Below are 23146 nucleotides of genomic sequence, written 5' to 3'. Positions count from 1 at the left end.
TTTTAACTTAGAGTTTAAACCCACAAAAGCGGGTTAAATTTAATAAATCGGAGTTGCTTCAACAATAGCAGGAGCAAAGAAAAATAACTCTTTTAACTCTATCGGCACAGAAGGATTTACAGTGCAATCATCTAAGCCAAAACGATTTTCTATAGGCACGCGCGCTTCATAAAAGGTACTCATGCATTTTACCCCGCCATGAGTTAAAGATCTAATTTGCACAGCTGAACTTGTAGTAGGCATGATAGAAAAAACCGTTTGCATTTGCCCATCTTGCAAATCTTGCTTGCAAGATTTCACTCCAAAAGATTTTTCACTTAAGACAGCTAAACATACATCAGCACCTCTAGGGTTTATAAACTGCACATAGCCAAAAGGGCGTTGCACGGCATATCTATCTTTTTGTTTTAACGCATCGCTAAGAATTATCTCTTTTAAAAACCAATTTTGCTCTTCTAGTTTTTCAGAGCTATATCTAAAAGGACTAAGTGAAATTCCCGTTTCTAAAGATCTTATCGCGAACATAGGTGTAAAATCTTCTAAATCATCAAATAAAACTTCAGCTTTTAAAAAACTTAAAATAAAGCAAAATAAAATACAAATTTTTCTCATCATCTTCTCCTAAGGTCTTCTAAAATTTACAGGAAAATGATCCGAAGCTAAAAAAGTCCTAAGTCCTGCTACAGCTAAGATTGCAAGAATTCTAGGCGGACTATATAAAGATGTAGTGCTTGAATTTCCCGTAATTGCATAATCAATTGTATTGCCACCTGTTTGTGTAAAAGAAGGAGGTGCGACTATATTAATGCGAGATCTTAAATCCGGATCAATTAAATTTACAATAGTCCCAGGAGGTCTGTTAAAATCCCCTAAAATCATCCAATTAACCTGTGGCATATTCCTAAAGTGCATATCCACAGCACTTATAATAGCCCCTGCATCATTACCGCCTCTTGATAAAGCGTGTATGCTAAAAAACGCATCATTTCCTATACGAATTCCTATAATAGGCCTTGAAGCAACGGTTGGAGGTGGTAAAACTATCACCTCATCAGCTCGCGTTCTACTCACAATAGCCATATTTACGCGATTTGCCCCAACATCAACTCTTGAGTAGTATATATAAACTGAATTTGGACGACTTGATGAACCCAAATTCCACTCATACTCATGAATAGGAATGCCAACTCCCACGGGTTGAACTTGTCTTGGCGTCATTATAGCAGTACTTGGTAAAACTCCTGCTTCTTGAACAGCCAAAATATCCATAGGATTGGCACCGGTTACAAGCTGTCTTATGCTAATATTCCACTTACTTTCAGTAGAAGCTGATGCACCTTGTAAATTCCAAGTACCGCTATTATAATTTTCCAAAGCAGCAAATAATAAATTAAAACTAAAAATCAAAAATACTATCTTTTTCATCATCACTCTCCCGTATAAGCATAAGGCGATCTTGTTTGAAAAGCAGGCGCACTAATGCTCCATTGTCTATCTAAATTTTTTTCTTTTGATTTCAAACAAGGTGTCAAATAAATACTATAATAGTCAAAATAAAATTCCTCCATTACATTTCCAACTGTCGTTTGTATACATTGTTGTGTTGCAAAATTTTGAATTTGATAAGCACCATTGCTCATAGGATATAATCTCCAAAATTGTGCAAAATTTGTCTGATCGCAAGGATAATGTACTATACCATTACCATAAGCATTTAAGCAAGTTAAAGTTTTTGCATTTTTAATCATCACAGTATTATTTGGAAATTCAATGAGTTGCCACACTCTTGCATCACCAAAAGATTTACTATCAAATAAATTATACCCCCATATCCAATTGCCTGGATTTAAAGCCCAAACCGTTAATGCAGCTCCATTTGGGTTCATAATAGTTACAAAATCGCTTACAAATCCTATATTTTCATACAAAGCATTTGAAGTAAATCCATTGCTTGATGTAAGCCTTGGTAATGGTCCTTTTACAGCATTATCTCCTTTAAAAGTATTGACTTTCATAAGAGGTGGCTCAAGTGGTATAGCTGGGATTTTCTTACCTTCCACTAAAGTTGGTGTTTTTTGTTTAGCCGGTGGAGTTGGATTTTTACCTATTTTCAAAGGATCTCCATCGCTAAATTCTCCAAAAGAACGCCCTAAAGGATTGATTTCTTTAGAAGAACATCCAACAAAAAAAGTTATAAATACGCTCAATATCATCATAAATCTAAGTTTTTGCATATTCTCTCCTTAAAAAATATAAATTTAAATATATTATCATAATTTTAAATAAATTTTGATAGAAAATATCATTTAATAAAATCTTCTTAGATTGATCAAATATTTTAAAAATGAATTGTTATAATTTTATTAATTTTAATCTAAAAAGGAAAAATTATGGATATTGTACAAAGATTTATAAATTACACTAAGATTAATACTACTACAAGTAGAGAAAATGGCGCCAAAGGCATTATGCCATCAAGTCCTAATCAAATGGAGCTTGCAAAATTACTTGAAAAAGAATTACAAGAACTAGGTTTAAAAGACATCAAAAGAAGAGAAAACACCATTACCACAGCTCTTTTACCAGCAAACACTCCAAATGCTCCTAAAATAGCCTTTTTTGCGCATTTAGATACAAGTATGGAACAAACTAATGATACCAAAGCACAAATCACTAAGTATCAAGGTGGGGATATATGCTTAAATAAAAACTTAGATCTTTATTTGAAAGAAAGTGAATTTAAAGAGCTTAAAAACTACATAGGAGATGATATTATCCACACTGATGGCACAAGCTTGCTTGGAGCTGATGATAAAGCAGCCATTGCAGCTATTATGGATATGCTTGAATTTTTTGTTAAAAATCCTGATATTAAACATGGTGATATTTATGCTTGCTTTTTACCTGATGAAGAACAAGGTTTAAGAGGGGCAAAAGCTTTTGATATAAAAGAAATTAATGCTGATTTTGGATATTGTTTAGATTGTTGCGAGATAGGAGAGTTTATTTATGAAAATTGGAATGCAGGAGATTGTGAAGTAGAATTTATAGGAAAATCTGCTCATCCTATGAGTGCTAAAGGAAAATTAGTTAATTCTTTACTTTTAGCACATAAATTTATCTCTATGCTTCCAAATGGCGAAGCACCTGAATACACAGAAAATAAAGAAGGATATTTTTGGGTTAAAGAACTCAAGGGAAATAGCGCTAAAACTATTTTAAAAATAGATATTAGAGAATTTGATGATGAAAAATACAAACAAAGAATGCAATTTTTACAAGATTTAAACGATAGTTTTAAAAAGCTATATGGAGAAGAAAGAATTAACATTAAACTTAACGATCGTTATAAAAATGTCTTTAATAGTCTAAAAACAACCAAATCTTTGCCTATTAAACTTGCTTTACAAGCTTATGAAAATTTAAATATCAAAACTAAAATCATTCCTATGCGTGGAGGATACGATGGAGCGGTGCTTTCAGAAAAAGGCCTACCTTGTCCAAATATCTTTACCGGAGCACATAATTTTCACTCTATTTATGAGTATTTACCTGTTAAATCTTTAAAAGCAGCAAGCAAAGTTATACAAGAAATCATCATCCTAGCCGCAAAATAAATTTAAGCCTTTTAAGGCTTAAATTTATAATAACACAAAAGCAATTACAACCACCGAAACAACACAACCTAAAGCAGTTCTTTTAACAATTTCTAAAGGACTAACCCCAGCTATAGCTGAAACGATAATGCAAGCTCCTAAAATAGGCGAAAGGTATCTTCCAAGCACTGCTGACATTGCCACTGCAGTACCAAGTTTAACTTGATCAAAACCAAGATCTTGAGCATGAATAGTTACAGCCTTGTTAAATGCCATAGCAGCAGCATCACCGCTACCTGTAATCATAGCCATTAAAAATGGTATAAAAGTTCCACCAAAACGCACATAATGCTGTTCATTTTTAAGCCATTCTATGATAATATCAATTACACCGCATGCTTTTAAACCCGCAACAAAAACACTAGCAGCTATGATAATCCCTATAATCTCTGCATAAGATTTTCCCATACCATTGAAAAACTCTTTAAAAATATTATCAGGCTTACTCATAGTTACTACCAAAGCTATAATCGCCCCTAAAAGCATGGCTTCAGCAACTCCAACTTGTTTTGTCCATGTTAAAAACTCATAATCATTTAAAGGACTTGCGCCTATGATTAGTACAATCAAAGGCACTAAAGGCATAAGCGCATAAAATACATTTACTTTTTCAATATTATCTTCAGTCTTGTTTTGATTAGCCACTTCAAAAACTTGCCCTTTTTGATAATCTTTAAAAATCACTGCCATAATCATCAAAGAAATCATCACTATCACTCCTGCTGTTAATGCATTTGGAGTTTGAGTTAAAACAATTTCTTGTATATTTTTCCCTGAAATTTCAGAAATCAAAGCCGTATGAGAAACACCTGGACTTAAAATTCCTCCTATAGTTCCACAAAGCACTGTTGCTGCTGCCATGGCAGGTTTTATACCCGAAGCCATTAAAAGTGGTATTAAAGTCGCACCAACTGCAGCTGAACATCCTGCCGCTGAAGGTATAGCTATAGCGATGAAAAAAGTTACCATAAAAGCAAGTGGGATTAAGAAAAATCCTACATTTTTCAAAGGTGTTGTAAGTAATTTAACCAAATGTTTATCACATTTAGTCACTTTCATCACAAAAGCAAAGCCCATACTTGCACAAATTGCCTTAATCAAAGCAGGTTGCACCATAGCATGTGTAAAAGCACTCAAAGCTTCAATGGGCTTAAGCGAAATCAAACATAAAATAAAACCAACACTAATTAAAGCTGTTTTTGTTTCTACTTTTTTAATAAGCAAATAAACCACAGCCACAATACCAAAAATCGCAGCTAAAAGATAAAAAGTTTGCATTTTTCTCCTTTAGATTTTAGTTATTTGATTGACTTTTAAATATTCTACATTAAATGGATAGCTTAGTTTTAACACATCATGATGACCTATGATTTTTAAGCTATCATCTTGCACTTTTAATGCAGAACCCTCCGGTATAGCATAAACAATGTCTTTTGGATTAGTTAATAAAAACTCTTCCAAACGCTCCTCTCTACTTTCTCCGTTGTGTCCAGGAATTTTCCCGCCAATAAAATGTGGGTTGATTTGATAAGGAAAAACCCCTAAACTATCAAAACTTTTTGGCATAACAATAGGCATATCATTAGTTGTTTTTATGCTAAGACCTGCTATATTTGAGCCTGCGCTCCAACCTATATAACAAGCCCCTTTTTCAATACGCTCTTTTAACACTTCAAGCAAATCATTTTCATATAATTTATGCAAAAGCATAAAACTATTGCCACCACCTACTAAAAAAACTTTTGCATTTAAAATCGTTTCTTTTAAATTTTCAAAATGGTGTAATGATTTGATATTATCTTTTTTCAAGCCTTCTTTTACCTTAGCTTCATAAGCATCATAAGTCCTTCTAACACCCGCATAAGGTATAAAAAGAATTTCTTCATCTTTCATGGAATTTTCTTTTAAAAAATCATCTATAAATTCTCTAGTATGACTTAAATAAGCGCTATCTTTATAGCCAGAAGCACTAAAAAGTAAAAGTTTTGACATCATTCTTTCCTTTAAAAAATTAATCAAAACTATAATTTTAATATTTAAAAAATGAAAAAACAATTTAGTAATAAAAAAATATTGTATTACTTGTGTTAGAATTTAAAAAAAGGAAAAAACATGAAAGAAATTTTAATAACAAACGATGATGGCTATGAAAGTGAGGGTTTAAAAAAGCTTATAAAAATGCTAAGAAAGCATTTTAAAGCTAAAATTACCATAGTAGCTCCTGCTAGTGAAAAATCAGCATGCTCACACTCTATAACACTAACTAAGCCTTTAAGATTTCATAAGGTTGGAAAAAGATTTTACAAGCTTGATGATGGCACGCCTGCAGATTGTATTTATCTAGCTTTACATGCTTTATATAAAAAGCGTTTGCCTGATCTTGTCATAAGTGGAATTAACAAAGGTGCTAATGTAGGCGAGGATATAACCTACTCAGGAACTTGCGCAGGTGCTATGGAAGCAGTACTTCATGGAATTCCTGCCATAGCTTTATCGCAATTTTACAAAGATAATCAAAAAGAGCTTGATTATAAACTTGCTTTAAAACTTACTAAAAAAATAGTCAAAAATATCTTTGAAAAAGGCTTTCCTTTAGATAAAAAAGAATTTTTAAATATCAACTTTCCTTCTAGTAAAACAGCCTTTCAAGGCTTAAAAATTTGCAAAGCAGGTAAAAGAATTTATAGCTATAAAGCACATTCTAATACAAACCCAAGAGGTGTAGAATACTATTGGCTAGCTGCTGCTAATCTTGATCATGAAAATGAAAAAGATTCAGACATAGCACTTTTAAAACAAGGCTATGCCACAATAACCCCTATAATGCTTGATCTAACAGCTTATAAACAAATGAAAAATCTCAAAAAATGGATGAAAAATGGATAGATACACGCGTATAAAATGGCTTATTAATGAAGAAAATTTTATCAAAATTCAAAACACTAAAGTTTTAGTTTGTGGGCTTGGTGGAGTTGGTGGAATTTGTGTTGATGCGCTTTTTAGAAGTGGCTTTAGTAATCTAACTTTAATTGATGCGGATAAATTTGAAACTACTAATCAAAACCGCCAGCTTCATAGTGAAAATATAGGCGAAGAAAAAGCTAAGGTTTTTGAGCGTATTTACAATGCTAAAGGTATAGTCAGTAAAATCGATGATGAGTTTTTGAAAAGTTTTAATTTGAGTGAATTTGATCTTATCATCGATGCGATCGATGATATACCTGCTAAGGTTGCTTTGGCTAATTTACTTGATTTGAAAAAGCAAATTTTTATCTCATCAACCGGTGGAGCTAGAAAGCTTGATCCAACGCGTATTAAAACGACAAGCATATTTAAAACACATGGCGATGCTTTAGCTAAAAAATTCCGCTATGAGCTTAGAAAATCAGGCTTTAAAGGGGATTTTGATGTGGTATTTTCAGATGAAGAAGCCCATTGTAAAGATCTTGGCTCATTTATGGGTGTAACAGCTTCTTTTGGACTTGCTCTAGCTTCTTTGGCTTTAAGGAAAGTGCTTGATAAGAAAGCTTGATATAAAAGACTTAGCTCCTTGTATCAAGCTTTTTAAGCAAAGCGTATCCATTCTTTGTAAAAATGATTATACAAAAGAACAAATTCGTGCTTGGATTAATATAAACCAAAAAGCTTGGGAAGAAAAATTTCAAAATCAACTAGGTTTTATTTATGAAGAAAAAGGCCAAATTGTATCTTTTATAAGTATAAATTTAGAAGAAAAAACACTCGATCTTTGCTTTACTCATGCAAACTATGCTCATCAAGGTTATGGTAAAGCTTTATTAGAATTTGCTCTTAAAAACTACCCTTATAGTGAAATTTATACTTTTGCTAGCCTTAGTGCTAAAAATTTCTTTTTAAAAGCAGGATTTAAAATCATCAAAGAAAACATTGCTATAAGAGATCAACAAGAATTAAAAAATTTTTTCATGAAAAAGAAAATAAAACGATTTTAAAAAAACAAACAAAATGCATTTTATCTGCTTCTACTTTAAAATTTTTAATGTCTTAATTACACTCAATAAAGGTATTATAAAAGATAATAATAAATTTTTCACTACAAAGATAAAAATTATAAATATCATCAAGCTAAGTAAAAACACAAACTGGAATTTAAAACAATATAGACAAATTGTAGGTTTTATAAAAAGTAACAAAATTTACGCTTTTGTCTTAAATATATAAATGTAAATGATTAAAAAAGCTTTACCTAAGAGAAGAAGTAGTAAAACTATATCTAGATCAATTATAAACAAGGATTTTATATGTTAGCTTTAAGCACTCATCTTTTTTTGGCTATTTCTTTGATATTACTTTCATTTGATAAAGTCAAAATTTCGTATATTTTTTTACTCTTTTCAGTCTTGTTGGGATATGTATTTAAAATTATAGATATAACTTTTATAGTGATTAATGTATTAGTTTTTATAACGGCTATATTGTATCAGTATAAAAAAATTTTCATATTAGAAATAGCTTTATTTATCTATGCTTTAGCTTTATTTCTTCATTTTATCCCTGGTGTAAATAACATCAAAGTTTTAGATCAAGTTTATGCAAGCACAAATAGCGCACCTTTTAATCTTTACTTTAGTATTGACAAGCCACTAGGGGTTTTTATACTTTTTATACTTTTTCCTATTTTATTTAAAAACACAAACTACACCAAAGCTTCAGCGATAAAATGGAGCTTATTGCTTTTATCTCCTATTCTTTTGCTGTGCGTGCCTTGGTATTTGGGTGTTATCAAACTAGAAATAAGCATACCATCATGGATTTTATATTTTTTATTTTCAAATCTTTTGTTAGTTGCTTTAGTAGAAGAAGCTTTTTTTAGAGGTTATCTCCAACAAAGACTTACACAATTTATTCACCCCAATCTTGCTTTATTAATCGCAAGCATAGCTTTTGGATTAGTGCATTATAAAAGCGGTGTTTTGATGATTGTATTTGCTAGTGTTGCAGGCGTGATTTATGGCTTAGCTTATAAACACTCAAAAAGCTTATGGATGAGCGTATTGTTTCACTATGGATTAAATTTAATCCATTTGATATTTTTTACCTATCCATTTTACTTAAAACATTAGCGATTATAGTTTTCTAACTAGAAAAAATAAAGGATGATAAGTCAAGGTATTTTGAAATTCTTTTTCATAGTTTTTTAAAAATGCCTTGCTTATAAAAAATTTATCACTCAAAGCATTTACTCCGCTTAATTTCAAATGCCTAAAAAGTTCCAAAGTATGATCAAATTTTAACTCTTTTAACTCTTCTTTTGTTTTTATGATCTTAAAATTTTTAGAAAGCTTTTGCCTAATTTGCTCTAAAGTTAAATACTCAAGTGATAAATTAGTGCTTTGTTTTATTTGAGTGAAATTTTTTTCTCCAAAAGTAGAAAAAAGCAAAATCCCATTTTTATTTAACATATTTGCAAAATTTTCTAAAAGCTCATCTATCTTTAGCCACTGCATACAAGCATTTGAAGCTATAAGATCAAATTTTTTCGTATAAAAATGATGATTTTTAAGTTCATTCATATCAAAAACACCAAATTCATCAAACTTACAAGGATTTTCAAAAGGATAAATATCATTTAAAAAATAATGCTTAAATTTAATACACTCTTGCAAAGCCTTACTAAAAACCCCTACTCCACAGCCAAACTCAAATACCACTTTAAAATCGCTCAAATCATTCTCACTAAGCATTTTACAAAGCTCTTTAGCCATGTCTTTTTGCACTGGTGTATTTGCACTATAAGTATCTTTTGCTCTTATGAAAGTTTGCAAAGCTCTTCCCAAGTGTGGTATTTAAAAAATGCAAAATGTGGCTCATCGATAAACATTGCCTTTTCTTTAAAAAAATTTAAAACATGTTTTGGTGGAAAGATCTTATCCTCTTTGCTAATTATAGCTTTATCCCAAGTAAAATTTTCATTTAAATCTTTAGTGCAAAACTCATATAAACTTAAAAGTTCTGCTTTTAAATGCTCGTTTTTTTCAAAGTAAAACTCATCACTTAAATTCATTCTTTTTTCAAGCAAATTTGCTTTAAAATCCTCTAAAGCAAACCTTTTCATCGTAAGTTTAAAAATGGCTTTTTTAATCCCAAATTCATCATCTATAGGTAAATTTGTGCCATTTATGGCTATTTTTTTATCAAATTTTATATCTTTTAAAATTTTACTCGCCACGCAAACTCCCATAGAAAAGCCAACAAGAGTGATTTTTTCAAATTTATTAAGATCAAATTCCCAACCAAAACTCGTATAATCATACACCATTAAAACATTTACATCACTTTTTAAATGCGTAAAATGGCTAAAATGCGAGCAAAATCCTGAAAAAAATAAAATCAACTCAGATGAATTTGCATTTTCATGTAAAAAATGAGTTTTCAAAATACCTCCAAAACCTTTTCTAAGTCTTTTTTCACTAAACCAGCATGCAAAGAAAAGCGAATTCTAGCTGTATTTTTAGCCACGGTTGGCTCTTTAATAGCAGGTGCAAAAATACCATTTTCTAAAAGCTTTTGTGAAATTTCACTAGCTAGTGCATTTTGCCCTAAAATAAAAGATATCACATAAGCCTCGCCTAAAACTGCACCTTTACTTGCCAAAGCATTTTTAAACCAAGTGCTTAACTCTAAAAGCTCTTTTCTTTGAGCATTAAATTCATGCAAATGCTTAAAAACATGCAAAGTCCAAGCTACATTGATAGGCGCAATGGCAGTTGAGTATATAAAGGCCCTTGCTTTGTTGATAAAAAAATCTTTTTCATCACTTATCATGCAAGCTCCCATGGAAGCTATGGCCTTACCAAAGGTAAAAACTAAAAAATCCACTTCCTTTTCTAAGCCTAAAAATTTCACATAACCCAAACCATCATCTCCAAAACAACCTATGCTATGAGCTTCATCAATATAAATTTTGATATTTTTAAATTCTTTTTTCAAATTTATGAATTCTTTTATAGGCGCAAAATCTCCATCCATACTAAATAGCGCTTCACTTATGATGATAATATTTTCAAATTCTTTATAATGCTTTTGCACTAAGCTTTGCAAATGCTTTATATCATTGTGTTTAAATCTTATAAATTTAGTCCCGCCAAGCCTTAAACCATCGATGATACTTGCATGAACTTGCTTATCTGCTAAAAATAAAGTATTTTTAATGCTTGCTAAAGCTTGCAAACAGCTAACATTTAAGGCATAGCCATTGTTAAAATGCAAGATTTTTCTGCCTAACTTAGCTTCTAAAAAGCTTTCAAATTCATCAAAAATCGCATAATTTCCACTCAAGCTTCTAGAACTTGAACTAGAAAATTTAAATTCTTTTAAATGTGTTAAAAAATCTTGCTTTAATGCTTTTTCATTGCTTAAATTTAAATAATCATTGCTCGCTAAATTTAGTAATTTTTGCTCATTATAAATAACATATTTTCCCTCATGTTTTAATGAGCGTAGAATTCTAAAATTATTTTGTTGTTTTAGCTCATCTAAAATTTGTGCAATTTGCATTATTGTTTAAGCCTTGCGTAGTTTTGACAACCTTTATCGTATTTCAAATCACAAGCCTTGCCAAAATACTCTAAGGCTTTGGAAAGATCTTTTCTAACACCAGATCCATTTACATACATAACACCAAGATTATCACAACCTAATCCATCGTTTAAATCACATGCTTTTTGAAATAATTCTACTGCCTTGAAATTATCTTTTTTAACACCATATCCATTTACATACATAAAACCAAGATTAGAGCAACCTGAACCATCGTTCAAGTCACAAGCTTTTTTATAAAATTTCACTGCTTTAAAATTATCTCTTTTTATACCTTCTTCATTTGCATACATAGCACCAATACTATAACAACCAAAACCGTTCTTCAAATCACAAGCTTGCTGAAAGTATTTTAAAGCTGTTGGGTAATCGCCTCTATCATAAGCCTCAAATCCTTTTATAACCAAATCCGCTTGCGAGTATGCAAAATTTGAAAATAAAATCGTTAAGATAATCAATACTTTTTTCATACTTTACCTCTAAATTTAAGATAAAAGCTAATTATATAAATATTTTCTAAATAATCCTTTTTCATTTTAAAGCATAAATTTGAGTAAAAATTGTAGTATCATTAGTAATAAAAATCAAAGAAGTAAAAATGAATTTAAAAGAACTAGACTTAAAACACATTTGGCACCCTTGCACGCAAATGAGCGATCATGAGTTTTTACCTTTAATACCTATAAAAAAGGCTAAGGGAGTGTATTTGTATGATTTTGATGAAAAATCATACATAGACTGCATTAGCTCTTGGTGGGTAAATATCTTTGGCCATTGTAATGAATATATCAATGAAAAAACCAAAGATCAACTTCAAAATTTAGAGCATGTCTTGCTTGCAGGCTTTTCACATGAGCCTATCATAAAGCTTTCGCAAAGACTTTGCAAGCTTTTACCTTTTGATAAATGCTTTTTTGCAGACAATGGTAGCTCAGCCATAGAAGTGGCTTTAAAAATGAGCTTTCAATACCACTTAAACAATGGCTCTAAAAAGGATAAATTTTTATCGCTTAGCAATTCTTACCATGGAGAAACCCTAGGTGCATTAAGCATTGGCGATGTAGCACTTTATAAAAAAACCTATGAGCCTTTACTTTTAAAAAGTATCACAACGCCTGTGCCAACAAGCAAAGACTATACAAAAGAACTCGAAATTCTAGAAAGTATTTTAAAAAATCATCATCATGAAATTTGTGCTTTTATACTTGAGCCTTTACTTCAATGTGCGGGTAATATGCACATGTACGAGCTTGGGTATTTAGATGAGGCAGTTAAACTTGCTAAAGATTATGGCGTGCAAGTGATATTTGATGAGATAGCCACAGGTTTTGGACGCACAGGGGAAATGTTTGCGCTTGATTATTGCTCACAAAGCATTGATTATATATGTCTTTCTAAAGCTATTACGGGTGGGTATTTACCACTTTCAGTGGTGCTTACTAAAGATGAAATTTATGAGAAATTTTATGATAGTTATGAGAGCCAAAAGGCCTTTTTACACTCTCACTCTTACACGGGTAATGCCCTAGCTTGTGCAGCGGCTAATGCGACTTTGGATATTTTTGAAAAAGAAAATATCATCACAAAAAATAAAATCAAAAGTGCTTTTATAAAAACTCAATGGGAGAGTTTAAAAGAATTTGACTTTTTAGGAAATTTTAGAAATTTAGGCATGGTAAGTGCATTTGATATACAAAAAAGCAAATATCAAAGAGCAGGACTTGAAGTCTTTCAAAGAGCCTTAAAAAAAGGCTTGCTTTTAAGACCACTTGGAAATACAATTTATTTCATGCCACCATATGTTATAAATGAAGATGAGATTGCTTATATGGTAAAATCTTTAAAAGAAATTTTTAAAGATTTTTAATTTAAAATAAATATCAAATAATCTAAATAAGGAATAAAATGTTTCCAAGTAAGCTTATTGAAATTCAAAATTTTTTATTAGAAAATAGAGCACAACTAAAAGAATACTCAAGAGATGGAAGAATAAATTCTGCTTTAAATGAAGATGATATAATAAATATCATAAATAATGATTTTAAAATTAATTTACCAAATGCTAGGGCTTGGTTTGATTTTAGTTTGGAAGAAAACGGGGAATTTTATCCTGTAAATATAAAAGTCACAACAACGCATACTACGGATAATTTAAATTGTAAACTAGGTATATATTATGCATTGACAGGAAATATTCCGATTTTTAATAATATAAACTGGGAACAATATTTTTATAACTTAAAAAAGAATTTAAAAGAAAATTGCAAAGATTATTATTTTTTAATTATAAATAAAGATAATACTCAAGATATATTTGTAGCTTCACTTAAAAGTCTTAATAAAATTTCACCTAATGGAAATAATTTACCTTTTCAAGCAAAATGGGATGAAAATAGATGTCCTATATCAAGAGATTTTAAAGAAGCCAAAGATTTTATAATGAAATGTTTTGCTAATTCTTTAAAACTTAGAGCTGATGCGTATTTTCATTTTAAGAAATATTTTAATGAATATGCTTAATATAAAAGAACTAGGGCAAGTTTTTACGCCACAATATGTAGTAAGTGACATGATGAGCTTAATTAAAAACAATGGTAGGTTTTTAGAGCCAAGTTGTGGAAATGGAGCATTTTTTAGAAATTTACCTGCTAATAAAATAGGTATAGAAATAGATAAAAATGTTATAAATGATCAACAAATACTAAATATAGATTTTTTTGATTATCCAATAAATGAAAAGTTTGATACTATAATAGGAAATCCTCCCTATGTAAAATATAAAGATATAAAATATAACACCAAATTTTCCCTACAAACTTATAGTCAAATATTTGATGAAAGAAGCAATTTATATCTGTTTTTCATATATAAATGCATTTTACATTTAAAAGATAATGGCGAATTGATATTTATCACACCTAGAGATTTTTTAAAAAGCACTTCTAGTATAAAATTAAATAATTTTTTATTTTCTCAAGGAAGTATAACTGATTTTATAGATTTAGGTGATAAAAAAATTTTTCATAACGCCCAACCAAATTGTGCTATATGGAGATTTGAAAAAGGAAATTTTAAAAGAAGTACAAATTGTTTAAAAGAATTTAATTGCATAAATGGACAAATACTATTTACTAAGAATCATTATTTTATACCATTTTCAAAATTATTTTTTGTAAAAGTTGGAGCTGTAAGTGGTGCAGATAAAATTTTTACAAATGACAAATTTGGAAATATAGATTTCGTTTGTTCTTCAACAAATAAAACAAAAAAGACAAAAAAGATGATTTATGGAAATTATGGTAAAACATGTGAATATTTAATACAACATAAAAATATATTATTAACAAGAAAAATCAAAAAATTTAATGAAGATAATTGGTGGCAATGGGGTAGAAACTATTATAAAAGTGATTTAGAAAGAATTTATGTCAATACAAAAACAAGAAATAAAAATCCATTTTTTATAAATGATTGCAAAGCTTATGATGGTTCTATACTAGCTATTTTCCCAAAATTTAAATGTGATAAAAATCTTTTACAAAAAATATGTGATAAATTAAATAAAATTGATTGGAATGAGCTTGGCTTTGTTTGTGATGGAAGATTTTTATTTTCCCAAAGAAGTTTAGAAAATTGCTTGCTAAATGAAAGTTTTAGAGATTTTTTAAAATTGGTTTAATATTTTCGCACACTTTATCATCAAATTCTATGATAGGAATTTTAGCGTAATTGCTTATAAAATCCTTACTAAAAGTATCTTGGGTTTTTAAGATTAAAGCAAGGATTTTAATATCTCTTTGTTTTAATGCTTCTATGCTTAAAAGAGTGTGATTGATACTTCCTAGATAGTCTTTTGCGACTAAAATCGTAGGGTGCTTAAACGCACTCATATAATCAATCATTGTTTTTTCATCATCAAGGGGCGAAAAAAGCCCACCAGCTAGTTCGATAATGAGTTTTTCACTTTGTGGAATTTGTATATCAAAAGCTTTATAGTTTAAATTCTCTAAAATCCTACCTTTGTGCGGTGAAGCAGGGGTTTTTAAAAACACACCTTCTTTGAAAATCTTAGTTTTTGGGCTAAACTCAGCTACTACCTCACTATCTTTTGGCGTGCCTGCTTGGATAAGCTTAAAATAATCAAAACCCAATTCTTTACAAATTCTAGCACTTAGATAAGTTTTGCCAACATCTGTGTCTATACCGCTAATGTATATTTTCATTTTAAACCTATGAAAGTATTTTTAAACCCACGGTGCAAGCAATGATAAGAGCGATCAAAAAAAGCTTTAAAAAGCTTTTGCTTTCTTTATAAAAAAGCACCCCTATGATAACCCCGCCTGCAGTTCCAGCTCCTGTCCATATAGAATAAGCCACACTCATAGCAATACTTTGCATGCTAAGGCTTAAAAATCCAAATGAAAAAGCAAAACACACTATCAAAGCTAAAAGATAAAGCTTATTTTTAGTGCTTACAAGTTGTTTCATAATAATCACGCCAAAAATTTCAAAAGCGGTCGCTAAAAATAAAAAAAACCATTCCATTATTTAGCTTCCTTGCTAATGATTTTAAGGCCTATGATACTTAAAAGCAAAATGGCTATTAAAGTAAGCTTGGTAATAGAGCTTGGCTCATTGAAAATAAACATCTCATTAAGCACCACTCCAACCGTGCCAATACCTACAAAAACACTATAAGCAATACTTACTTCAAGTCTTTCACAAGCTTTCAAAAAACATGTAAAAGATATACAAACTCCAATGGCTGTTAAAGCATAATGCCAAATTTCAGTAGAGTATTTTAAACCACTTACCCAAAAACACTCAACCAAACCACCTAAAATTACCATAAACCAACCAAAATTAGAGCTTATTTTTGTTCTTTCAATCATAATCTACCTTTTTTAAAAGTGCAAATTATAACCAAAATTACAAAATAATAAGCTCCTTGGTATTAAATTTTCTTACTTTCCACCTCTTTTAATATATCTTGAGAAATATCCCCTACTTCTTTAGTAGTTTCATTAGTAAAATTAGCTATTTTTACATTTTCTTTTGTGACATCTTCTAGTTGAATTATCGCATCATTGATTTGTGAAATACTTTGAGTTTGTTCATGCATTGATATAGAAACATCATTAACACTTTGAACTAAAATATTTACATTAGCTTCTATCTCACCTAAACTTCTTTCTGTCTTTTCAGCCAAATGACGCACTTCATCAGCAACCACAGCAAAACCTCTGCCATGTTCACCCGCACGAGCAGCTTCTATGGCAGCATTTAATGCTAATAAATTTGTTTGTTCTGCTATGTCCTTGATCACATTTACTACTTCTTTAATATTTTCAGCTTGAGAAACAACCTCTGTAGTTTTACCTCCAACATTTTGCATAGAAATGTTTATTTGCTCTACTGCTTTTATGGATTTTTCCAAAGAATTTGATTGAGAATAAGTTCCATCAACAAGTTTTTGCATAAATTCTTCTAGTTTTTCACATTGTATAGTTAGTTTATGTGCAAATTTAGAAGAAGAAATCAACATCTTTTTGATTTCTGAACCTAAAACATTTGTTGTTATTTCTACACTTCCTTTTGCATTTTCAACCTGTGTTGAAAAATCTAAAGCCTTATAACTTTCAAGCACTCTATCAAGCTCGTTGATGTTTGATCCTATTTTCTCTTCTAAAATATCAAGCAATTCATTTAATACATTTTTTAACTCTATTAGTTGAGGATTTATAGGATCATTATCAATTCTAACAGATAAATCTCCAAGCTCTATCTCTTTCAACTTTTGAACACTTTCAAACACAGCCTTCTTGTCTTGCTTTAAATTCTTTTGGATATTTTTTATACCATTATTGATTTCTTTACCAATAATAGCAAATTCATCATTTCCTTTGATATTTAAATCTATATCTTTCATATCGGCTTTGTAGTTTAAACTTTCAAAAAAATCTTCTAAAGCTTCTTTAATAAATATAATTTTCTTAAGAAAATGCTCTATCATACCACCCAAAATAACGATAATAACAAGGACAAAAATCACACCAAATATAACTTGGGTAATTAAAAGTCCGTTTAAAACCTCATCATAATCACTCAAAGCATTAGAAGAACACAAAGTTAAAGAATTTTCTCCCATAATACACACAGCTAAGCGTTCTTGACCTTTAAGTTTATACAAAATCAAATCAGTAGTTTCATTTGGAGTTACACTTGCAACATTAACAAAATTTTTTAACACTTCTTTAACTTCATTGTCTTCATAAAAATCTATATTAGCAGAAGAATGAGCTATCATTTCCTTTCTTTCATTGATTAAAAACACATTATTACTTGCAGTAGTTTTTAATCTTCCAAAAGCATTGCGTATATCATCTAGAAAAAACTCGCCTGCTAAAACTCCATAAAATTTCCCATCAATAACAATCGGAATTGACACTGACAAAGCTATTTTTTTAGTTACGACATCTAAAAAAGGTTCTGAAATGCTTACCTTATTTTTATTTTTTGCATTTTGATACCACACGCGTTCTCTAGCATCAAAACCATCTTTTTCTTGATTTAAAATAAAATGTTTTCCTTTAGAATTAATATCTACATCAATTAAGCTACCATCTTTTTCATACCCAACATAAATAGCATTAAAAGAATAAAAACCAAACATCTTTTCTAAAAAAGAACCAATATATTCCTCACTTACATTTTTATGTTCAATAATATTTGCAGCGATTTTTTTAATATTCTCTATCTTGGTATTGAAGTATAAATCTGAAAAATTTTTTCCATTTTTAACACTTTCTTGCTTTCCACTTACAATACTTTGAAGAATATCCGTTTTAGACGAATAATAATTTAGTCCAACAAAAATACCAAATCCAACAACCAAAATCAAAGCTGTGAAAAATGATATTTTCTTAGCTACAATAGTTTTAAACATTAAAATACCTCCTAATTTTGCAATAAATATAAAAACATTTTAATTAATTTCTAAAAAATTTTTCAAAAATAACACCTATAAAAATAAAAAGTAGAATTTTTGTCCTAAAAATACTCATTTATTAATTAAATTTTAGTTATATTTAATTTTTATTAAATATAATAAATAATTTTAAAAAAGGAGTAAATAATGAAATTTTTAACCTGTAGTAAAAGAATTTTATTGACATTAACTAGTTTAATATTTTTACTAAGCAATAATGTCTTTGCAAAAGATTTTGAACCTATCATCGTTATACATGGTGGAACAAGTGGCTTAGGACTTACCAAAGAAGAATTTGCCAAAAGAGAAAAGGTAATGAAAGAATCTTTAAAAGCAGGTCAAAGCATACTTGAAAAAGGAGGAAGCTCGGTTGATGCTGTTATAGCCGCTATTAAAGTAATGGAAGATAGTCCTGAATTTAATGCTGGGAAAGGTGCTGTTTTTACCTCTGATGGATTTAATGAGCTTGATGCATCTATAATGGATGGAAAAAATTTAAAAGCAGGTGCAGTTGCTATGGCTAGGACGATTAAAAATCCTATAGAAGCAGCAAGACTTGTTATGGAAAAAACACCCCATACTTTAATAGCGGGCGAGGGTGCTGATAAATTAGCCAAAAAACATGGCTTAGAAATAGTAGGACAAAAATACTTCTTTACAGAGCACAGATACAAACAACTTCAAGAAGCTAAAAAAAGCAAGGAAGTTTTATTAGATAGTGATAAGGCAAAAGCTCATCTTGGTGTAAGCACCGAGCCATATTTAGGCACAGTAGGTGCAATAGCTTTAGATAAAAACGGCAACCTAGCAGCAGGTACAAGCACAGGTGGCACTACAAATAAAATGACAGGACGCATTGGGGATTCTCCTATCATAGGAGCAGGAAATTATGCAAATAATGACTCAGTAGCAATTTCTTGCACAGGAACAGGTGACATTTACATAAGAGTAGCTGCAGCTCATGAAGTTGCGTCTTTATACAAATACAAAAAACTTTCAGTGCAAAAAGCAGCCCAAGAAACCATCAAACAAGTTGCAAAACTTGGTGGTACAGGCGGAATTATTTCAATAGATAAAAATGGAAAAGTTGGTTATGCTTGGACTAAAGATAAACTTGGAATGTATCATGGACAAGCAAAAATCGGCGAAGAGCCAAAAGTATTTTGGCCGCTTGGAAATTAACGCAGTTTAACTTTTTTAATGCCTCGAAGTTTAAAAATCTTTGAGGCCCCACTTTCAAAAAACTTTTCATCTACTATTTTATCTGCATTTTGCATAGCCCAATTTAGATCAAATTTTTTTCCATGAATGTTTGCAGAAGTAGAATAAAGCCAATCAAACTTTTTTAAAAATTCCTCATGAGTGCAATCTTTCACAACGCGTATTGCTTTAGAATTAGGATATAAAAAAGTAGTTTTTTTGGATTTTCTAATAGTATTTTTAAAATAATTTGGCACTCTTGTAAGTTTTTTAAGCTCACTAAATTTAGCCGTAGTAATTAAACAATCTTGCTTTAAGGGCCTTTTTTTTAAAGTATTAAGGGCTTTTAAGTCCTTACTTAAAAACCCTGCTGTTGTATCAGTTTGAGCAAGATAAATCATGTTTTTAAGTATTCTTGTAAGCTCTTTACTTCAAGACATGATTTATTTTGTATAGCTTTGATAGCTTTAATCCCCGCATAAGCTGCTCTTAGATTTGTAAAATATGGGATTTTAAAGCGTAAAATATTTGCTCTAATTTTTTTAGTGTCGCCTTTAAAACTATGCTCATCGCTAGTATTTATAGCAAGTTGAATTTGAGAATTTTTTAATTTATCCTCTACATTCGGGCGTCCTTCAGAAATTTTATGCACAAACTCACACTCCAAGCCCGCTTCTTGTAAAACTTTATAAGTTCCACTCGTAGCAATGATTTTAAATCCTAGCTTAATATACTCATTAGCTAAATCTACTGCATATTTTTTATCTTGCTCTCTTAGTGATAAAAACACATTACCACTTTCTGGTAAGAAATTTGAAGAAGCAAGTTGGCTTTTTGCATAAGAGTTATCAAAATCTTTACTTACTCCCATAACTTCACCGGTTGAGCGCATTTCAGGTCCAAGCTCAAGATCGCTTCCGCTAAGTTTAGCAAAAGGAAATACCACTGATTTTACACTAATATGTTTTGGTTTTTTAGCTCTTAAAATTCCGTTTTTTTCCTCTACCACTTTAAAGGTGTCATAAAATTTCAAGCTTTCTCTTAAATTTCCTTGCCACATCACGCGCGTTGCAACCTTAGCTAAAGGAATTCCTGTGGCTTTGCTCACAAAAGGCACGGTTCTACTAGCTCTTGGATTTACTTCTATCATATAAAGTTTATTATCATAAATAGCAAATTGTATATTTAAAAGCCCTACTACACCTAAATTTAAAGCAATATCTTTTGTTTTTTGTTCAATCATTTCAAGCATAGCTTCATCAATATTTACAGCAGGTAAAGAGCAAGCGCTATCGCCTGAGTGAATTCCTGCTTCTTCAATATGCTCCATAATACCTGCTACATAAACTTCTTTTCCATCACTTATCGCATCTACATCAAGCTCAGTTGCATTATCTAAAAATTGATCGATTAATACCGGAGATTTATCACTCACATCTACTGCTTCTTGCATATAAAGTCTAAGCTCACTCTCATCATGCACTACACGCATTGCACGACCACCCAAAACATAACTTGGTCTAACAAGCACAGGATAACCTATCTCATTTGCTTTTATAATCGCTTCTTCTACACTTATGGCTGTGCCATTTTTAGGTTGATTTATACCTAGATCTTCAATAAATTTAGCAAATTTCTTTCTATCTTCAGCTAAATCTATTACCCTTGCACTTGTTCCTATAATCTTTGCTCCAAAAGCACTAAGGCGTTTTGCAAATTTAAGCGGGGTTTGACCACCAAAATGCACTATCACTCCATCGGGTCTTTCTCTATCAATAACCGCTCTTAAATGCTCAAAATCAATTGGCTCAAAATACAAAATATCACTCGTATCATAATCTGTTGAAACCGTTTCTGGGTTACAGTTATACATTATAGTTTTTACACCCATATCTTTTAGAGCAAAAGAAGCATGCACGCAAGCATAATCAAACTCAATGCCTTGTCCTATGCGGTTTGGTCCACCACCTATAATCATCACTTTTTTATCTTTTTTATCTTTACTTTCTTTTACTTGCGTAGCTTCATTTGTATTAATACTTGAGTATAAATACGGGGTCAGTGCTTCAAATTCTCCTGCACAAGTATCTACTTCACTATATTGAGCGATGATTTTGTGTTTAATTCTTGCATAATAAATATCATTTTGGCTTAACTCAAGATTATCTTTTTGATTAATTAAGCTAGCAATTTTTTTATCTGAAAAACCTAAGGTTTTAGCTTTTCTTAATAGTTGCTTATTACTTAAAATATCCATATCTATTTGATTTTCAAATTCCACTATTTCTTTGATTTGGTTTAAAAACCAAGGATCTATTTTGCAAAGCTCAAAAAGCTCTTGTGTGCTAAAACCTTCTCTAAAAGCTTGTGCTATATAAAGTAAGCGTTTTTCATTAGCTTGGCGAATTTTTGCTAAAAGCTCATTTTTATCACATTCTATAGTATCAAACCCACTTAAATTTCTCTCAAGTGAGCAAAGTGCTTTTTGAATGCTTTCTTTAAAAGTTCTCCCTATAGCCATAACCTCACCCACGCTTTTCATAGCAGTGCCAAGCTCTGTGCTTGCATTTGGGAATTTTTCAAAAGTAAAACGAGGAATTTTAGTTACGATATAATCAATTACCGGTTCAAATGAAGCAGGAGTTCCTGTGATATCATTTTTAATCTCATCTAAACTAAATCCAACTGCTAAAAGCGTAGCTACCTTAGCTATAGGATAGCCCGTAGCTTTACTAGCTAGGGCTGAAGATCTTGAAACCCTAGGATTCATTTCAATAACTATCATTCTACCATTAGTTGGATTGATAGCAAATTGCACATTTGATCCACCTGTATCTACTCCAATTTCTCTTAAAATAGCAAAAGAAGCATTACGCATCGCTTGGTATTCTTTATCAGTCAAAGTTAAAGCAGGAGCTATAGTAATAGAATCGCCTGTATGAACTCCCATAGGATCGACATTTTCAATAGAGCAAACGATAATACAATTGTCATTTTTATCTCTAATGACCTCCATTTCGTATTCTTTCCAACCAAGTAAGCTTTCTTCGATTAAAATTTCATGGATAGGGCTTAGCGCTAAAGCAGTATTTGCAAGTTCTGCAAACTCATCCATATTATATACCACGCCACTTCCTGCACCACCTAAGGTAAAAGAAGCTCTAATCATCAAAGGAAAGCCAATCTCATCAACAGCTTTTAAAGCCTCTTCATAATTATACGCATACATAGATTTTGGTAAATCCATGCCGATTTTTTTCATACATTCTTTAAAAACTTGTCTGTCTTCGCCTTTTTTAATCGCTTCAGGATTTGCACCTAAAAATTTTACATCTGCAAGCTCGCCACTTTCATAAACTTCCATAGCAACATTTAAAGCAACTTGGCCACCCATAGTAGGTAAAATCGCATCGATTTTTTCTTTTTTGATAATACTTAGAATACTTTCTTTGGTAATTGGTTCTATATAAGTTGCATCAGCAAATTCAGGATCTGTCATAATCGTAGCCGGATTAGAATTGATCAAAACTACTCTATAACCTAGCTCTTTTAAAGTTTTTGCCGCTTGAGTTCCTGAGTAATCAAACTCACAAGCTTGACCTATAATGATAGGCCCACTGCCTATTAATAATATATTTTTTATATCTGTTCTTTTTGGCATGTATTTTCCTAAGCTAAATTTTTAGCCAAATTATAACAAATATAAGTTTTTTAGAAGTTGAAT

Annotated in this window: 24 protein-coding genes and 2 pseudogenes; 10 read left to right on the top strand and 16 right to left on the bottom strand. The window is 30.8% G+C overall.

The window, feature by feature from the left end; genetic code table 11:
* Positions 1 to 39 precede the first annotated feature (39 nt).
* From L8W40_RS02505 to L8W40_RS02495, 3 genes are read right to left on the bottom strand one after another with little or no spacing between them, the layout of a single operon-like run.
* On the bottom strand, positions 40 to 612 hold the full coding sequence (locus L8W40_RS02505; RefSeq protein ID WP_133319530.1) for a cytolethal distending toxin subunit A: 573 nt from the start codon (positions 610 to 612) through the stop codon (positions 40 to 42).
* Between the two features lie 9 nt (positions 613 to 621).
* Entirely contained in the window at positions 622 to 1425 is an 804-nt protein-coding gene (locus L8W40_RS02500) for a cytolethal distending toxin subunit B family protein (RefSeq protein ID WP_133319572.1), read from the bottom strand.
* A gap of 2 nt (positions 1426 to 1427) precedes the next feature.
* Entirely contained in the window at positions 1428 to 2234 is an 807-nt protein-coding gene (locus L8W40_RS02495; protein ID WP_133319529.1) for a cytolethal distending toxin subunit A/C, read from the bottom strand.
* 156 nt (positions 2235 to 2390) lie between these two features.
* Here L8W40_RS02495 and pepT point away from each other — a divergent pair, with 156 nt between their 5' ends.
* Positions 2391 to 3617 carry a peptidase T gene (gene pepT, locus L8W40_RS02490; protein WP_133319528.1) on the top strand — a complete coding sequence of 409 codons (1227 nt, stop codon included), beginning with the start codon at positions 2391 to 2393 and terminating at the stop codon, positions 3615 to 3617.
* A 24-nt stretch (positions 3618 to 3641) separates the two neighbouring features.
* On the opposite strand, the gene dcuC is transcribed toward pepT, so the two are convergent.
* On the bottom strand, positions 3642 to 4934 hold the full coding sequence (dcuC, locus tag L8W40_RS02485; RefSeq protein ID WP_263664579.1) for a C4-dicarboxylate transporter DcuC: 1293 nt from the start codon (positions 4932 to 4934) through the stop codon (positions 3642 to 3644).
* Between the two features lie 9 nt (positions 4935 to 4943).
* Positions 4944 to 5648, bottom strand: coding sequence for a dipeptidase PepE (gene pepE / locus L8W40_RS02480; RefSeq protein WP_263664578.1), 705 nt, complete (start codon positions 5646 to 5648; stop codon positions 4944 to 4946).
* 120 nt (positions 5649 to 5768) lie between these two features.
* On the opposite strand from pepE, the gene surE reads away from it, so the two are divergent.
* The 5 genes and pseudogenes from surE (at position 5769) to L8W40_RS02455 (ending at position 8758) form a co-directional block, all read left to right on the top strand.
* On the top strand, positions 5769 to 6542 hold the full coding sequence (surE, locus tag L8W40_RS02475; protein WP_133319525.1) for a 5'/3'-nucleotidase SurE: 774 nt from the start codon (positions 5769 to 5771) through the stop codon (positions 6540 to 6542).
* Positions 6535 to 7188, top strand: a complete 654-nt coding sequence (locus L8W40_RS02470; protein ID WP_220566570.1) for a ThiF family adenylyltransferase — start codon at positions 6535 to 6537, stop codon at positions 7186 to 7188. Before surE ends, L8W40_RS02470 begins: the two co-directional genes overlap by 8 nt.
* Positions 7172 to 7627, top strand: coding sequence for a GNAT family N-acetyltransferase (locus tag L8W40_RS02465; protein ID WP_263661491.1), 456 nt, complete (start codon positions 7172 to 7174; stop codon positions 7625 to 7627). The genes L8W40_RS02470 and L8W40_RS02465 overlap by 17 nt, the downstream gene beginning before the upstream one ends.
* Positions 7617 to 7923 (top strand): annotated as a pseudogene (locus L8W40_RS02460) (hypothetical protein); the annotation flags it as partial. The gene L8W40_RS02465 and the pseudogene L8W40_RS02460, both read left to right, overlap by 11 nt.
* Positions 7924 to 7936: 13 nt before the next feature.
* Positions 7937 to 8758 carry a CPBP family intramembrane glutamic endopeptidase gene (locus L8W40_RS02455; RefSeq protein WP_263664577.1) on the top strand — a complete coding sequence of 274 codons (822 nt, stop codon included), beginning with the start codon at positions 7937 to 7939 and terminating at the stop codon, positions 8756 to 8758.
* A gap of 3 nt (positions 8759 to 8761) precedes the next feature.
* Here L8W40_RS02455 and bioC read toward each other — a convergent pair whose 3' ends face one another.
* Genes bioC through L8W40_RS02435 form a run of 4 tightly spaced genes read right to left on the bottom strand, consistent with a single transcriptional unit; the run spans position 8762 to position 11704 of the window.
* Positions 8762 to 9460, bottom strand: coding sequence for a malonyl-ACP O-methyltransferase BioC (bioC, locus tag L8W40_RS02450; protein ID WP_263664576.1), 699 nt, complete (start codon positions 9458 to 9460; stop codon positions 8762 to 8764).
* Complete coding sequence (locus L8W40_RS02445; protein WP_263660467.1) at positions 9445 to 10071, bottom strand: pimeloyl-ACP methyl esterase BioG family protein; 627 nt, start codon at positions 10069 to 10071, stop codon at positions 9445 to 9447. Before L8W40_RS02445 ends, bioC begins: the two co-directional genes overlap by 16 nt.
* On the bottom strand, positions 10068 to 11192 hold the full coding sequence (locus tag L8W40_RS02440) for an aminotransferase class I/II-fold pyridoxal phosphate-dependent enzyme (protein ID WP_263664575.1): 1125 nt from the start codon (positions 11190 to 11192) through the stop codon (positions 10068 to 10070). Before L8W40_RS02440 ends, L8W40_RS02445 begins: the two co-directional genes overlap by 4 nt.
* The gene (locus L8W40_RS02435) at positions 11192 to 11704 is read right to left on the bottom strand and encodes a tetratricopeptide repeat protein (protein WP_263664574.1); all 513 of its coding nucleotides are present in this window, start codon (positions 11702 to 11704) and stop codon (positions 11192 to 11194) included. The genes L8W40_RS02440 and L8W40_RS02435 overlap by 1 nt, the downstream gene beginning before the upstream one ends.
* A 128-nt stretch (positions 11705 to 11832) precedes the next feature.
* On the opposite strand from L8W40_RS02435, the gene L8W40_RS02430 reads away from it, so the two are divergent.
* The 3 genes from L8W40_RS02430 to L8W40_RS02420 are packed head-to-tail and all read left to right on the top strand — an operon-like array spanning position 11833 to position 14913.
* Positions 11833 to 13101: an adenosylmethionine--8-amino-7-oxononanoate transaminase gene (locus L8W40_RS02430; RefSeq protein WP_263664573.1), complete on the top strand. Its 1269-nt coding sequence runs from the start codon at positions 11833 to 11835 to the stop codon at positions 13099 to 13101.
* A 38-nt stretch (positions 13102 to 13139) separates the two neighbouring features.
* The gene (locus L8W40_RS02425) at positions 13140 to 13754 is read left to right on the top strand and encodes a restriction endonuclease (RefSeq protein ID WP_263664572.1); all 615 of its coding nucleotides are present in this window, start codon (positions 13140 to 13142) and stop codon (positions 13752 to 13754) included.
* Positions 13741 to 14913 carry a class I SAM-dependent methyltransferase gene (locus tag L8W40_RS02420; RefSeq protein WP_263664571.1) on the top strand — a complete coding sequence of 391 codons (1173 nt, stop codon included), beginning with the start codon at positions 13741 to 13743 and terminating at the stop codon, positions 14911 to 14913. Before L8W40_RS02425 ends, L8W40_RS02420 begins: the two co-directional genes overlap by 14 nt.
* On the opposite strand, the gene bioD is transcribed toward L8W40_RS02420, so the two are convergent.
* The 5 genes and pseudogenes from bioD to L8W40_RS08105 form a co-directional block, all read right to left on the bottom strand.
* Positions 14888 to 15457: a dethiobiotin synthase gene (bioD, locus tag L8W40_RS02415; protein ID WP_263664570.1), complete on the bottom strand. Its 570-nt coding sequence runs from the start codon at positions 15455 to 15457 to the stop codon at positions 14888 to 14890. The two genes, L8W40_RS02420 and bioD, sit on opposite strands and share 26 nt — an antisense overlap.
* Before the next feature lie 7 nt (positions 15458 to 15464).
* The gene (locus L8W40_RS02410) at positions 15465 to 15779 is read right to left on the bottom strand and encodes a DMT family transporter (RefSeq protein WP_087699706.1); all 315 of its coding nucleotides are present in this window, start codon (positions 15777 to 15779) and stop codon (positions 15465 to 15467) included.
* Positions 15779 to 16126: a DMT family transporter gene (locus L8W40_RS02405; protein ID WP_087699708.1), complete on the bottom strand. Its 348-nt coding sequence runs from the start codon at positions 16124 to 16126 to the stop codon at positions 15779 to 15781. The genes L8W40_RS02410 and L8W40_RS02405 overlap by 1 nt, the downstream gene beginning before the upstream one ends.
* Positions 16127 to 16188: 62 nt before the next feature.
* On the bottom strand, positions 16189 to 16713 hold the full coding sequence (locus L8W40_RS08110) for a methyl-accepting chemotaxis protein (protein ID WP_375154850.1): 525 nt from the start codon (positions 16711 to 16713) through the stop codon (positions 16189 to 16191).
* A 690-nt stretch (positions 16714 to 17403) separates the two neighbouring features.
* Positions 17404 to 17907, bottom strand: a pseudogene (locus L8W40_RS08105) (cache domain-containing protein); the annotation flags it as partial.
* Positions 17908 to 18369: 462 nt separating this feature from the next.
* Between L8W40_RS08105 and L8W40_RS02390 the strand changes: the two are divergent.
* Positions 18370 to 19404: an isoaspartyl peptidase/L-asparaginase family protein gene (locus L8W40_RS02390; RefSeq protein ID WP_263659513.1), complete on the top strand. Its 1035-nt coding sequence runs from the start codon at positions 18370 to 18372 to the stop codon at positions 19402 to 19404.
* On the opposite strand, the gene L8W40_RS02385 is transcribed toward L8W40_RS02390, so the two are convergent.
* Positions 19401 to 19823, bottom strand: coding sequence for a Sua5 YciO YrdC YwlC family protein (locus L8W40_RS02385; protein WP_133319514.1), 423 nt, complete (start codon positions 19821 to 19823; stop codon positions 19401 to 19403). The two genes, L8W40_RS02390 and L8W40_RS02385, sit on opposite strands and share 4 nt — an antisense overlap.
* Positions 19820 to 23083, bottom strand: a complete 3264-nt coding sequence (gene carB, locus L8W40_RS02380) for a carbamoyl-phosphate synthase large subunit (protein ID WP_263661499.1) — start codon at positions 23081 to 23083, stop codon at positions 19820 to 19822. The genes L8W40_RS02385 and carB overlap by 4 nt, the downstream gene beginning before the upstream one ends.
* Positions 23084 to 23146: the final 63 nt, after the last annotated feature.

Origin of the sequence: Campylobacter sp. IFREMER_LSEM_CL1846, from assembly GCF_025772105.1 — a bacterium.
GTDB classification, from domain to species: domain Bacteria; phylum Campylobacterota; class Campylobacteria; order Campylobacterales; family Campylobacteraceae; genus Campylobacter_D; species Campylobacter_D lari_D.
Note: the sequence above shows the minus strand (reverse complement) of the source record. Positions and strands in the feature narration are given on the sequence as shown.

Excerpts from the sequence above, each read along its gene's own strand:
- L8W40_RS02505 (WP_133319530.1), bottom strand. The coding sequence starts at position 612 with ATGAGAAAAATTTGTATTTTATTTTGCTTTATTTTAAGTTTTTTAAAA.
- L8W40_RS02500 (WP_133319572.1), bottom strand. The coding sequence starts at position 1,425 with ATGAAAAAGATAGTATTTTTGATTTTTAGTTTTAATTTATTATTTGCT.
- L8W40_RS02495 (WP_133319529.1), bottom strand. The coding sequence starts at position 2,234 with ATGCAAAAACTTAGATTTATGATGATATTGAGCGTATTTATAACTTTT.
- pepT (WP_133319528.1), top strand. The coding sequence starts at position 2,391 with ATGGATATTGTACAAAGATTTATAAATTACACTAAGATTAATACTACT.
- dcuC (WP_263664579.1), bottom strand. The coding sequence starts at position 4,934 with ATGCAAACTTTTTATCTTTTAGCTGCGATTTTTGGTATTGTGGCTGTG.
- pepE (WP_263664578.1), bottom strand. The coding sequence starts at position 5,648 with ATGTCAAAACTTTTACTTTTTAGTGCTTCTGGCTATAAAGATAGCGCT.
- surE (WP_133319525.1), top strand. The coding sequence starts at position 5,769 with ATGAAAGAAATTTTAATAACAAACGATGATGGCTATGAAAGTGAGGGT.
- L8W40_RS02470 (WP_220566570.1), top strand. The coding sequence starts at position 6,535 with ATGGATAGATACACGCGTATAAAATGGCTTATTAATGAAGAAAATTTT.
- L8W40_RS02455 (WP_263664577.1), top strand. The coding sequence starts at position 7,937 with ATGTTAGCTTTAAGCACTCATCTTTTTTTGGCTATTTCTTTGATATTA.
- L8W40_RS02440 (WP_263664575.1), bottom strand. The coding sequence starts at position 11,192 with ATGCAAATTGCACAAATTTTAGATGAGCTAAAACAACAAAATAATTTT.
- L8W40_RS02435 (WP_263664574.1), bottom strand. The coding sequence starts at position 11,704 with ATGAAAAAAGTATTGATTATCTTAACGATTTTATTTTCAAATTTTGCA.
- L8W40_RS02430 (WP_263664573.1), top strand. The coding sequence starts at position 11,833 with ATGAATTTAAAAGAACTAGACTTAAAACACATTTGGCACCCTTGCACG.
- L8W40_RS02425 (WP_263664572.1), top strand. The coding sequence starts at position 13,140 with ATGTTTCCAAGTAAGCTTATTGAAATTCAAAATTTTTTATTAGAAAAT.
- L8W40_RS02420 (WP_263664571.1), top strand. The coding sequence starts at position 13,741 with ATGAATATGCTTAATATAAAAGAACTAGGGCAAGTTTTTACGCCACAA.
- bioD (WP_263664570.1), bottom strand. The coding sequence starts at position 15,457 with ATGAAAATATACATTAGCGGTATAGACACAGATGTTGGCAAAACTTAT.
- L8W40_RS02410 (WP_087699706.1), bottom strand. The coding sequence starts at position 15,779 with ATGGAATGGTTTTTTTTATTTTTAGCGACCGCTTTTGAAATTTTTGGC.
- L8W40_RS02405 (WP_087699708.1), bottom strand. The coding sequence starts at position 16,126 with ATGATTGAAAGAACAAAAATAAGCTCTAATTTTGGTTGGTTTATGGTA.
- L8W40_RS08110 (WP_375154850.1), bottom strand. The coding sequence starts at position 16,713 with ATGCAAAAACTTGTTGATGGAACTTATTCTCAATCAAATTCTTTGGAA.
- L8W40_RS02390 (WP_263659513.1), top strand. The coding sequence starts at position 18,370 with ATGAAATTTTTAACCTGTAGTAAAAGAATTTTATTGACATTAACTAGT.
- L8W40_RS02385 (WP_133319514.1), bottom strand. The coding sequence starts at position 19,823 with ATGATTTATCTTGCTCAAACTGATACAACAGCAGGGTTTTTAAGTAAG.
- carB (WP_263661499.1), bottom strand. The coding sequence starts at position 23,083 with ATGCCAAAAAGAACAGATATAAAAAATATATTATTAATAGGCAGTGGG.